Source organism: Kitasatospora sp. NBC_00458 (assembly GCF_036013975.1).
GTDB lineage: Bacteria > Actinomycetota > Actinomycetes > Streptomycetales > Streptomycetaceae > Kitasatospora.
Window position 1 is genome coordinate 1609468 of the sequence record NZ_CP107904.1, and the last position, 11791, is coordinate 1621258.

An 11791-nucleotide genomic window follows, 5' to 3' on the forward strand; every position below is an offset into this window, starting at 1 on the left:
TCGGGTGCGGGACGGGCCGGGAGGTGTCCGGCCGGGGTGGGGCGCGGCGGCCCGCGGACGGCGGCCCGGCGATCCGCCGCGGGCCGCCGCGGGCCGCCGGACGGATCAGGCGGCGGGGTCGGCGGGGGCGGCCGGCACGGTGGGGGCCGCGGGGCTGCCGGGAGCGGCGGGGCTTCCGGGGGCGGCGGGGACGGTGACCTCGACCACGTCGCCGACCGGGTGGTGCGCCCCGGCGTCGGCGCCGCCGGCCCCGGCGGACTCCGGGAAGAAGTACGGGGAGCGGCGGTACCAGCGGGACCAGGCGGCGGCGACCAGTCCGGAGCCGATCATCAGCCCGGGCACCAGCAGGTTGAACCAGCCGTTGTCGGGGGTCGCCTCGAAGTGGTCGGCGGAGACGTAGAACGTCCGGACCAGGTACCCGCCGACGGCCAGCAGGACGGCCGCGCCGACCAGCGGGGCCACGACCGCGCGCAGCCCCTCCAGCGGAGCGGTCCGCAGCAGGTGCCGGAAGCGGACGGCGGCGGCGATCGCCGTGAGCGCGTACGAGAGCGCCACGACGATGCCGATCGCGTTGACCGCGGCCGAGATCAGGTCGCCGACGACCGGGATGCCCACCGACAGCAGGGCGAGCACCACGGCGATCGCGGTGATCAGCAGGGTGGCGACGGCAGGGGTCCCGTGCTTGGGGTGCAGCCGCATCCAGACCGGGCCGAGCGTGCCGTCGCGCCCCATCGCGTACATCCCGCGGGCGGTCGGGATGACGGACGCCTGGAGCGAGGCGATCGCCGAGAAGGTGAGGGCGATCAGCGGGAGCGCCGCGAGCGGCTGGTCGGCGAGCTTCTCGCCGAAGTACGTCAGGCCCTGGGCGCCGTTGTCGGCCAGCTCCTCCAGGGGCAGCACCCGCTGGAAGGCGGTACCGGCGAGCAGGAACAGCGCGAGCATCATGGCCAGCGCGATGAATCCGGCACGGGACGCCTCGCGCGGCTCGCGGACCTCCTCGCCGACGCTGAAGACCGACTCGAAGCCCCAGTAGCAGAACACCGCGAGCACCATCCCCTGGGCGAGCGCCTCGGCCGACGGGATGTCGAAGGGGTTGAACCACTGGAGGGAGAACGGCTGGTCCCCGGCGAACAGGCCCCAGAAGCAGAAGACCAGCAGCACCGCGTACTCGAAGACCAGGAGGTACTTCTGCAGCCGGGCCGCGAGGTCCAGTCCGCGCACCGCGACGAGGGCGGCGCCGATCAGGACGACCAGGCCGATCAGGGTGCACTGGAGGGTGGAGTCCGGGTCGAGCCGCAGCCCGGCCACGCTGCGCACGCCGGCCTGGTCGGCCAGCTGGACGAGCGCCGAGCCGGTCACCGTCGTCGTGTAGGCCATGAAGACGATGGTGCCGAGGGTGTTGACCCAGCCGGAGAGGAAGCCGAGCCAGGGGTTGAGGGTGCGGCCGATCCAGCTGTAGCTGCTCCCCGCGTCCGGCTCGACCCGGTTGAGCCGTCCGTAGGCGCCGGCGATGCAGAGCACCGGGAGGAAGGCCAGCAGCATGATGGCCGGCAGGTGCAGGCCGACGACGCCGGCCGTCAGACCGAGCCCGATGCCGATGCTCGTGGTGGCCGCGGTGGTGGTCGCCGCGATGGTGACACTGCCGCCGATGCCGATGGAGCGGCGCATCGCCGCGGGGGCGCCGGGGGCGCCGCTTCTCGGACCGTTACCCGTGTCCTTGGACGTACCGGCCAAAGGATCACCGCCTTGATCGTGGGGGACTCGGCCGAACGGCCGGTTGGCGAGCCATGAAACCTCCGGGTCCATTCACACGTCAATGCCGTTGTCATAAGCTCCGGCCATGGCCGAGCGAGTTGTCCCCGAGCCGCAGCGGCGGCGCAGAAGACCCACCAAGCAGGGCGTCGTCCTGTCCGAGCAGTTGATCGTCGAGACCACGTTGCGGCTGGTCGGGCGGCACGGCGCCGAGGCGCTGACCGTCCGCCGCCTCGGTGCCGCCCTCGGCGCCGACCCCAGCGCGATCTACCGGTACTTCCACAGCACCGACGACCTGCTGCTGGCCCTGGCCGACGAGTTCGTCGGCCGCGCCCAGAAGGGCTGGACGCCCACCGGCGACTGGCGCGCCGACCTCCGTGAGATCGGTCTGCGCCTGCACGCCTCGTACCAGGCCCACCCGCAGGCCGCGATACTGGCCGCCCACCGGACCACCGGGCGCGAGCACGAGGTGCGGGCCGTCGAGCGGATCCTCGGCGTGCTGCGCGGGGCCGGCTTCCCGGACCTCGAAGCGGTCCGGATCTACCACGCCTTCGTCGACCAGGGTCTCGCATTCGCGGCGCTCGACGCGGCGGCGCTGGCCCTGCCGCCCGCGGCGCAGACCGCCGACCTGGAGGTCTGGCAGGCCCAGTACGGGCGGCTGGACGCCGCCACCCACCCGAACATCGCCGCGACCGCCGGGCTGCTGGCCCTCGACATGCGGCGCAGCGGGTACCCGTTCGCGTTGGAGCTGCTGCTGGAGGCGGCGGCGGCCCGACTGGCCGCGGCGGGCGGGGGCGGCGGTGCGGGCGGCGGTGCGGGCGGGGGCGGCAGGAGCAGGGGCCGGACGGGCGGGAGCACGGGCGGACGGGACGACAAGGGCGGCGGTGGCAGCGGAGGCGGCAGCGCCGGTCCCCGGCCCGGTGCGGGCCCGGGAGCGGCGTAGAAGCCGACGTCGGAGGGGGTGCGGGCGGTCCGCGAGGCTTATGTCAACGCTCTTGACCTAAGAGCGGGCCCGAGGTCTCATGGCGGGAACCGGAGGCCCCACCCCCCTCCCAGCACCAGAGGAGTTCCCCATGGACCCCGTCCACGCCCTCCAGGACGCCCTGCCCACTCCCTTCTGGCTGGACGCCCCCGACCGCCCCCGGCCGCTCCCCGCCCTGACCGGCCCCACCCGGTGCGACCTGCTGGTGGTCGGCGGCGGCTACGCCGGCCTCTGGACCGCCCTGATCGCCAAGGAGCGCGACCCCTCGCTCGACGTCGTCCTGGTCGAGGGGCACGAGGTCGGCTGGGCCGCGTCCGGGCGCAACGGCGGCTTCTGCGAGGCCAGCCTCACCCACGGCCTGGGCAACGGCCACCAGCGCTGGCCCGGCGAGCTCACCCGCCTGGAGCGCCTCGGCGCCGAGAACCTCCAGGCCATCGAGGACACCCTCACCCGCCACCGCATCGACTGCGACTGGCGGCGGTCCGGGTCGATGACCGTCGCGACCGAGCCGCACCAGCTCGACGAGCTGCGCGAGTACGCCGCCCTCGCCGCCCGCCACGGCACCGGCCTCACCCTGCTCGACACCGACGCCGTCCGCGCCGAGATCGACTCCCCGACCTTCCTCGGCGCCGCCTGGGACCGCGACGGCGTCGCCATGGTCGACCCGGCGCGCCTCGCCTGGGGACTCAAGCGGGCCTGCCTGGACCTCGGCGTGCGGATCCACGAGAACACCCGCGCCCTCTCCCTCGCCGAGTCCGGCTCCGGCGTCGCGGTGCGCACCGCGTACGGCCGGGTGCTCGCCCGGCGGGTCGCCCTCGCGACCAACGCCTTCCCGTCGCTCCTCCGGCGCCACCGCCCGTACACCGTGCCGGTCTACGACTACGCCCTGATGACCGAGCCGCTCACCGACGAGCAGCTCGCCGCCGTCGGCTGGCGCAACCGGCAGGGGTTCGCCGACTCCGCCAACCGGTTCCACTACGTCCGGCTCTCCGCCGACAACCGCATCCTGTGGGGCGGCTTCGACGCGGTGTACCACTACCGCGGGCGGGTGCGCGCCGAGCACGACCAGCGCCCGCAGACCTTCGCCACCCTCGCCCGGCACTTCGCCCGCACCTTCCCGCAGCTGGAGGGCGTGCGCTTCACCCACGCCTGGGGCGGCGCCATCGACACCTGCACCCGCTTCTCCGCCTTCTTCGACCTCTCCCACCACGGGCGGGTCGCGTACACCGCGGGCTTCACCGGCCTCGGCGTCGGCGCCACCCGCTTCGGGGCCGAGGTGATGCTCGACCTGCTGGCCGGGACGCCCACCGAGCGGACCGGACTGGAGATGGTGCGGCGCAAGCCGCTACCCTTCCCGCCCGAGCCGATGCGCTGGGCCGGCATCGGCCTGACCAAGTGGTCCCTGGCCAGGGCCGACGAGCGCGCGGGCCACCGCAACCTCTGGCTCAGGAGCCTGGACCGCCTCGGTCTGGGCTTCGACAGCTGACCCGCCCGACCCGTCCCGCACGTCCGACCCGGCCGACCCGGCCGACCCGGCCGCCAAGGCTCCGCCACCCGCACCCTCGCCACCAAGGAAGCACCCCATGACCGCCAGCTTCGCCGTGAACATCCCCGACGCCGACCTGGAGGTCGAGCCCCTCGACCCGGCGCAGATCGTCTCGGGCACCCCGCAGATCACCGGCAAGGTCCTCCGGGAGTCCGCCGACGGCCGCCGGATCCAGGGGATCTGGCAGATCACCCCCGGCGTCGTGACCGACACCGAGGCGGAGGAGCTGTTCGTGGTGATCAGCGGCCGGGCCACCATCGAGTTCGAGAACGGCCCGACCCTCCACGTCGGCCCCGGCGACGCCGCGATCCTCCACGAGGGCGACCGCACCACCTGGACGGTCCACGAGACGCTGCGCAAGGCGTACAGCATCACGCTCAGCGCCTGAGTCCCCGGCGCCCGGCCGGCGGCTCCGCCGCGGTCCGGCCCGAACGCCCCCGGCCGTCTCCCCCGCACTGCTCGCCGGGGTGACGGCCGGGGGCGTTCCCGCCTCCGTCGCCGTTCCCGCGACCGTTCCCGCCACCGCCGCCGGGGACCGGGGACCGGGGACCGGGCGCCGGACGCCGGACACCGACGGGGCGGCGCCCACCGACGCGGTGTCGGACGGCGCCGCCCCGGGGGGGGTGGGCGGGTGGCCTCACGGGGGGGCTACTTCGGGTCGCGGTCGAAGGTGGCGGTGGACCAGCGGTAGCCGAGGAGTGCGAGGCCGAGGCACCAGGCGAGGGCGAGCCACCCGCTGTGGCCGATCCCGGTGCCCAGGAGCAGGCCGCGCAGGGTCTCGATGGCGGGCGTGAACGGCTGGTACTCGGCGACCGGCTGGAACCAGCCCGGCATGGAGTCGACCGGGACGAACGCGCTGGACAGCAGCGGCAGCAGGATCAGCGGCATCGCGCTGTTGCCCGCCGCCTCGGCGTTCGGACTGACCAGCCCCATGCCGACGGCGATCCAGGTGAGCGCCAGCGCGAAGAGCACCAGCAGCCCGAACGCCGCCAGCCACTCCAGGGCGCTCGCACCGACGGACCGGAACCCGACCGCCACACCGACCGCGCCCACCAGGACCACACCCGCCACCGAGCGCAGCACACTGCCCGCCACGTGCCCCACGAGCACCGAGGGACGGTGGATCGCCATGGTCCGGAAACGGGCGATCACCCCCTCCGACATGTCCGTGGACACCGACACCGCCGTACCGACCACGGTGCTCCCGACCGTCATCAGCAACAGCCCCGGAACGATGTAGGCCACGTACGCGGAGCGGCCGCCCCCGCCGAGGCCGGCGCTCATCGTGTCACCGAAGACGTAGACGAAGAGCAGCAGCAGCATGACCGGGGTGAGCAGCAGGTTGAGCGTCAGGGACGGGTAGCGGCGCACGTGCAGGAGGTTGCGCCGCAGCATGGTGGCGGAGTCGCGGGCGGCCAGGGCGAAGGTGCTCATCGGGCGTTCTCCGTGCTCTGCTGCGGGACGGCGGCGGGGGTGGTGTCGGCGGTGAGGGCGAAGAAGACGTCGTCGAGGTCGGGGGTGTGGACGGTCAGTTCGTCCGCCTCGATGCCCGCCGAGTCGAGCCGGTCGAGGACGGCGCGCAGAGCGCGCTGGCTGCCGTCGCCGGGGAGTTGCAGGGCGAGCGCCTCGTCGTGGCGGGTGGCGTCGTGGAGGGCGGAGGCGGCGGAGCGGTAGGCGGTGGGGTCGGTGAAGCGGAGCCGGACGTGGCCGCCGGGGACGAGCCGCTTGAGTTCGTCGGCGGTGCCCTCGGCGGCGATCGTGCCGTTGTGGAGGACGGCGATGCGGTCGGCGAGCTCGTCGGCCTCTTCGAGGTACTGCGTGGTGAGGAGGACGGTGACGCCGTCGGCGACGAGTCCGCGGATGACGCCCCACATGGTGTGGCGGGAGCGGGGGTCGAGGCCGGTGGTGGGCTCGTCGAGGAAGATGATCCGCGGCCCGCCGACCAGGGTCATGGCGATGTCCAGGCGGCGCTTCATGCCGCCGGAGTAGGTGGAGGCGGGCTTCTTCGCGGCGTCCACCAGGTCGAAGCGCTCCAGGAGTTCGGCGGTCACCCGCCGGCCCTCGCGCTTGGACAGGTGGTGCAGGTCCGCCATGAGGAGCATGTTCTCCTCGCCGGTGATCAGGCCGTCGACGGCGGAGAACTGGCCGGTGACGCCGATCGCGGCGCGGACCGCCCGGGGGTCGGTGGCCGGGTCGTGGCCGCCGATGCGCAGGGTGCCGGCGTCGGCGGTGACGAGGGTGGAGAGGATCTTGACGACGGTGGTCTTGCCGGCGCCGTTCGGACCGAGCAGGGAGAAGATCGTGCCTTCGGGAACGGCCAGGTCGACGCCGTCGAGAACGGTCTTGTCGCCGTAGGACTTGCGCAGCCCGTTCGCCGCGATGGCCAGGTCGGTCATGGTGGGTGTTCCTCCGTGCTCGGGTGTGCGGGGTGGCGGGGCTGGGCTCGTCGTTTCTGACAGCGGAAAAGCTACGTTGCTTTCCAAGTCTCAGCAAGAAGTTCATTGCAGAAAAACACCATAACTGCAGGTCAGATGGCTTCAATCGTTGCAAAGGATTGAAGCCAAACGCAACTGACGGCCTTGTAGTCGTTGCAATGAAATGGCGATGAACGCTATGCTGGCGGCACCACGGACCACGAAGGAGACCCCGATGCCGGGAGGCAGGCTCACCCAGCAGGAACGTCAGCAGATCGCGGTGGGACTGGCCGACGGCCTCGCCTACGCGGAGATCGCCCGACGCCTCGACCGCCCCACCTCGACCGTCACCCGCGAGGTCATGCGCAACGGCGGCCCCACCACCTACCGCGCCGACCTGGCCCACCGGGCCACCGAACGCCGCAGCCACCGGCGCCCGCAGACCTCGCCCCGGGGAGCGCAGACGCCCCCGCAGGCCCACGGGCGCGACCCCGAGGCGGTGCGCGAGTACGAGGAGCTCTTCACCACCGTCCTCATGGCGTCGGGCATGCCCAAGATGATGTCCCGGGTGATGTCCTGCCTCACCCTCACCGACACCGGCAGCCTCACGGCGTCCGAACTCGCCCAGCGCCTCCAGGTCAGCCCGGCGTCCGTCTCCAAGGCGATCACGTTCCTCGACAGCCAGGGACTCGTCCGCCGGGAACGCGACGAACGGCGGCGCGAGCGCTACGTCGTCGACGACGACATCTGGTACCAGTCGATGATGTCCGCCGCCCGCTCCACCGCCCACATCGTCGACATCGCGCGACAGGGCGTCGGGGTCCTCGGCCCCCGGACCCCGGCCGCCACCCGCCTGGAGAACATCGCCCGCTTCCTCGACTACGTCGCCGAGAGCACCGCCCGCGCCGCCGAACAGGCCCGCGAGATCCTCCACTCCACGACCCCCGCGGCACCGGCACCGGCACCGGACGACGGTGACGGCGCCGCCGCCGCACAGGGGGACCGCGACCCGGAGCACGGCGGAGCCGTCCGGCCGGTCATGTGACCACCACCTGCTGTGCGGGGCGGGTTCACCGGCAGGGTCCACCCGAGCGCGGACGGCCGGTGCCGCCCGCTGTCCCCGGTCGTCGCGCCGGGGCAGCGGGCGGACTGCACGCAGTTCGAGCCGGTACCGGAGAGGATCCGTGTCCCGCGGACAGGGCCGGGCGGGCCACGGAGGACGCCCGGCAGCGTGGCCGCCGACAAGGCCTGCGGCAACGGCCCGTGCCGCGCCCACCTGCGCAGGCGCGGCATCCGGCACACGATCCCGGAGAAGGCGGGCAGTCAGGCCGCCCGCCTGCGCGAAGGCTCACGCGGCGGGTGCCCGCCGGCCTTCGATGAGAAGCGGTACAGGAAGCGCAACACCGTCGAACGGGCCGTCGACGAGCTCAAGCACGCCCGAGCGGTCGCAACCCGGTACGACGAACACGGGTACGACGAGCACGGGTACGACAGGCGCGGATACGTCTGGCTCGGCACCGTCACCGCAGCCGCTCCCGTCGTCCGGCTCCGCACATGATCGCCCGGAGAGCTCCGCCCGGTACTCCGGCGGGAGTCCTCCATCGGGCCCCGCTCACCAGGTCACGGGCAGTGACCGCATCCCGTAGATGAACGACTCGGTACGGAACCCGCGCTCGCCGGCCAGCCGCAGCCCCGGCAGCCGGCGGAACAGCGTCTCCAGGGCGATCTGGAGTTCGGCGCGGGCCAGCGGCTGGCCCAGGCACTGGTGCACGCCGAAGCCGAACGCCAGGTGCCGCCGGGCGTCCCGGTCCAGGTCCAGCTCGTCCGTCGCCCGATGGCCGGCGCCGCCGAACACCGCCTCGTCCCGGTTGGCGGTGGAGAGCATCGCCATCACGCCCTCCCCGGCCCGGACGGTGACGCCGCCCAGCTCCACGTCCTCCAGCGCCACCCGGGGCAGGCCGGTGTGCACGATGGTCAGCAGCCGCAACAGCTCCTCCACCGCGCCCGGCAGGGTGGCCGGGTCGGCCAGGCCGGGGATCTGCTCGGGGTGCTCCAGCAGCAGCGCGGTCGACAGCGCGATCATGCTCGCGGTCGTCTCGTGCCCGGCGACCAGCAGCAGCACGCCCATGGCGGCCGCTTCGTCCGGGGTCAGGTCGTCCCGCGCCGCGAGCCGGCTGAGGACGTCGTCCTCCGGCTGTTCGCGCTTGCGGGCCGTCAGGTCGCGCAGGTAGTCCAGGACCCCTTCCTGGGCCTCCCGGAGCTGCTCCACGGTGCTCTCCTGGCTGAGCATCGTGCGGCTCAGGCTCTGGAAGCGGTCGTGGTCCTCGTACGGCACACCGAGCAGCAGGCAGATCACCAGCGAGGGCACCGGCAGCGCGAAGTCGGTGACCAGGTCGGCCGTGGTCCGGCCGGCGGTCATCCGGTCCAGTGCCCCGTCCACGATCCGCTGGATCTCCGGGCGCAGCGCCTCCACCCGCTTGACCAGGAATTCCCCGGTGAGCATGCGGCGCTGGCGGGCGTGCTCGGGGTCGTCGAGCCGCAGGAAGTCCGGATTGTCGGTGATCAGCTCGCGAGCGCCGGCGATCAGCAGCGGGAAGGCCGGGTGGCGTATGTCGGCACTGAACCGGCGGTCGGACAGCACGGTGCGCACCTCGGCGAAGCCGGTGACCAGCCAGCAGAGGTCGCCGTCGGGCAGCTCGGCCCTGGTCACCGGCCCGGTGGCGGCGGCCTCGGCGTACGCGGGCGGCGGGCCGAACGGGCAGCCGCCGGAGTGCCGGGCCGGCACCGGGAGGACGGGGGCGGTGGATGCGGTGGTCAAGGCGTGGGTCTCCTCACGTCGCGGGTGTTCTCGTGGGGTTCGGGGCCCGGGAGGGTTCCCGGCGGCCTGCGGGCCGGTGGCGGGGGTCCGTCAGGCCCCGGTCCGCGCGGGCTCGTCCCCGGTGACGGTGATCGCCCGGCCCGGGCAGAGCTCGGAGGCGAGAATGACGTCGTCGAACTGCTCGGGCAGCACGTCGGTCTGACGGAGCATCACGAGACTGTCCCGGTCGTCCTGTTCGAAGACCGCGGGGGCGTTCATCACGCACATGCCGGAGCTGCAGCAACGGTCCCTGTCGACGCTCACCTGCATGTCGGGCACCTTTCGCCAGGGCGGCGCCGGCCGCCCGGCGGCCGCCTCTCGTTGTCACGGTCAACCTAGCCATCGCTGGTCCGTTCACGGAGGGGTACGGTGGCCGGATCGAGAATGGCTGATTCGGTCCCTGTGCGTGAACCCCGTTGCGGCGCAGTGCGTTTCAACCCGCGGTACCTCGCCGGACGGGTCGGCGGACCCGGCCTCGCGGACGGCCCCGCAAGCCTTCGGTGGTGGCCAACTCCCGTACGGAGGAGGCCGTTTCGGCCTCGGCGGCGCTCTTGTCCGGCCGGCAGTGCACCACCCGGGCGAACCGCAGGGCCGGCCCGGCGGGGTAGCGGGGGGGCTGCCCTGTGGGGTAGCCGGGGGCTGCCCCGTAGGGCCGGCCCGGCGGGGCAGCGGGGGCGGCGCCGGAGGCCGTCGAAGGCGACCTCGACCAGTTCCGGCCGGACCAGCACCGTCCGGGCGTCCCGCCCGGTCTCGCGGGCCGGCAACTCGGCGGTCTGCCGGGCGAGCGTCCGGCCGATCGGCCCCTTGAAGGTCCTGCCGGGCATCACCCGCGGGCCGAGCCCCGGCTCGCCGGCCGCCCGGGCGTCCGCGAGGCCCTCGGACGGTCCGAGGCGGTCGCACGCACGCCCTAGCCGGAGCACTCGGGACACCGGACACCGCCACGGACCGGCCGCCCCGGTGACGGCGGCGACCACGTGGCCGCGGCGTTCACCGGCGGCTCCCGCGGACGACCGCGCCGCCCGGGTCGGCCCGGTACCCGGGCTTCGGCCGGGAGCGCTGCCGACCGGGGCCCGGAAATCCGGTGGGTGGCGGCCGCCGTCTCGGATAGGTTGCCGACAACCGTGAAGATCACGGCGGCCCGCCAGGCCCCGACCCCGGTCGACGACGGCGGGTCAACCGCGCTGTCCCGCCGGCCCGTTGCCCCACCGGCCCGCTGCCGTGTCTTCTTGTCGACTCCGGCCCGCAGGCGCCGAACCGATGGCGCGGCACCGGCGAAGGCGGTCCCGGTCCCGCGCCGGGACCGGGACCGGGGCACGCGGGCCGAGGACGAGAAGGAGTGCCGTGTCCGAGACCGATGAGGCCATCCACGACCTGCTGGTGGATTCCGCGCCACCGCCCCCGGACGGCCGGGTGGCGGATCTGGGCTGCGGACGGGGGCCCACCCTCGCGGCCTTCGCCCGCCGGTTCCCCGCCGCCCGACTGATCGGGTTGGACGTCTCGGCGACCGATGTCGGGGCCGCCCGGGCCGCACTCGCCGACCACCCCGGCGGCGCCGACCTGCGGGTCGCCGACCTGTCCGAGCCGCTCCCCCTGGCGGACGGCAGCGTCGACTCGGTGGTCTCGTACAACGTCCTGGAGTGCCTGGCGGATCCGGCCGCGCTCCTCCGCGAGGTGGCGCGGGTCCTACGGCCGGGCGGACGCGCGGTGATGGCCCACGTCGACTTCGACTCCCTGATGATCGCGGGAGCGCCCCGCGAGCTGGACCGCCGGATCTGCCACGCCTTCACCGACGACCAGCAGCCGTGGATGGAGCACGTCGACGGCCGGATCGGACGGAAACTCCCCGGCCTGCTGGCGACTTCACCGCTGGTGGTCGAGCGCGTGGTCCCGCTGGTGACGGCCTCGACCGAGCTGACCGGTCACGCCGCCCGCCGGATCGGGCACATCCGCGAGGCGGTCACCTCGGCCGCGGCCGAGGGCCGCGCCCCGGTCTCCCCCGCGGAGGTCACGGAGTGGGACGCCGCCGTCCGCCGGGCGGCCGCCGAGGGACGGTTCTACTTCGCCGAGACGGCCGTCGCCGTCATCGCCCGGACGGCGGCCTGATCCCGGAGCCCCGCCGGGCCGACGGGCTGCCCGGCTGCCGACCGGCCGCCCGCTGATCGACCGCCGCCCGGCCGGGCCGGTTGCCGGCCGAAAGCCCTCCTGACGGACCGGCACCGGCGTCACGGGCCCGAACTCCC

At 74.1% G+C, this 11791-nt stretch carries 10 protein-coding genes and 1 pseudogene; 6 read left to right on the plus strand and 5 right to left on the minus strand.

Features of this window, described 5'->3' with window-relative positions:
• Window positions 1-105 precede the first annotated feature (105 nt).
• The gene (locus OG550_RS05655; RefSeq protein ID WP_327675183.1) at window positions 106-1668 is read right to left on the minus strand and encodes an APC family permease; all 1563 of its coding nucleotides are present in this window, start codon (window positions 1666-1668) and stop codon (window positions 106-108) included.
• 172 nt (window positions 1669-1840) lie between these two features.
• On the opposite strand from OG550_RS05655, the pseudogene OG550_RS05660 reads away from it, so the two are divergent.
• The 3 genes and pseudogenes from OG550_RS05660 to OG550_RS05670 form a co-directional block, all read left to right on the plus strand.
• Window positions 1841-2542 (plus strand): annotated as a pseudogene (locus OG550_RS05660) (TetR/AcrR family transcriptional regulator); the annotation flags it as partial.
• 283 nt (window positions 2543-2825) lie between these two features.
• On the plus strand, window positions 2826-4220 hold the full coding sequence (locus OG550_RS05665; protein WP_327675187.1) for an NAD(P)/FAD-dependent oxidoreductase: 1395 nt from the start codon (window positions 2826-2828) through the stop codon (window positions 4218-4220).
• Window positions 4221-4317: 97 nt separating this feature from the next.
• A complete protein-coding gene (locus OG550_RS05670) occupies window positions 4318-4668 on the plus strand; it encodes a cupin domain-containing protein (protein WP_327675188.1) in 351 nt (116 codons plus the stop codon).
• A gap of 260 nt (window positions 4669-4928) precedes the next feature.
• Here OG550_RS05670 and OG550_RS05675 read toward each other — a convergent pair whose 3' ends face one another.
• A complete protein-coding gene (locus OG550_RS05675; protein WP_327675190.1) occupies window positions 4929-5714 on the minus strand; it encodes an ABC transporter permease in 786 nt (261 codons plus the stop codon).
• On the minus strand, window positions 5711-6676 hold the full coding sequence (locus OG550_RS05680; protein WP_327675192.1) for an ATP-binding cassette domain-containing protein: 966 nt from the start codon (window positions 6674-6676) through the stop codon (window positions 5711-5713). The genes OG550_RS05675 and OG550_RS05680 overlap by 4 nt, the downstream gene beginning before the upstream one ends.
• A 253-nt stretch (window positions 6677-6929) precedes the next feature.
• Here OG550_RS05680 and OG550_RS05685 point away from each other — a divergent pair, with 253 nt between their 5' ends.
• A complete protein-coding gene (locus OG550_RS05685; protein ID WP_327675194.1) occupies window positions 6930-7739 on the plus strand; it encodes a helix-turn-helix domain-containing protein in 810 nt (269 codons plus the stop codon).
• A gap of 12 nt (window positions 7740-7751) precedes the next feature.
• Window positions 7752-8252, plus strand: a complete 501-nt coding sequence (locus tag OG550_RS05690) for a transposase (RefSeq protein ID WP_327675196.1) — start codon at window positions 7752-7754, stop codon at window positions 8250-8252.
• Between the two features lie 54 nt (window positions 8253-8306).
• Here the strand turns inward: OG550_RS05690 and OG550_RS05695 are convergent, their stop codons facing one another.
• Window positions 8307-9512 carry a cytochrome P450 gene (locus OG550_RS05695; RefSeq protein WP_327675198.1) on the minus strand — a complete coding sequence of 402 codons (1206 nt, stop codon included), beginning with the start codon at window positions 9510-9512 and terminating at the stop codon, window positions 8307-8309.
• A gap of 90 nt (window positions 9513-9602) precedes the next feature.
• Window positions 9603-9821 (minus strand): ferredoxin, encoded by a 219-nt coding sequence (locus tag OG550_RS05700; protein ID WP_327675200.1) that lies wholly within the window; start codon window positions 9819-9821, stop codon window positions 9603-9605.
• Window positions 9822-10892: 1071 nt separating this feature from the next.
• Here OG550_RS05700 and OG550_RS05710 point away from each other — a divergent pair.
• Window positions 10893-11654 carry a methyltransferase domain-containing protein gene (locus OG550_RS05710; RefSeq protein ID WP_327675202.1) on the plus strand — a complete coding sequence of 254 codons (762 nt, stop codon included), beginning with the start codon at window positions 10893-10895 and terminating at the stop codon, window positions 11652-11654.
• The last annotated feature ends 137 nt before the right edge of the window (window positions 11655-11791 follow it).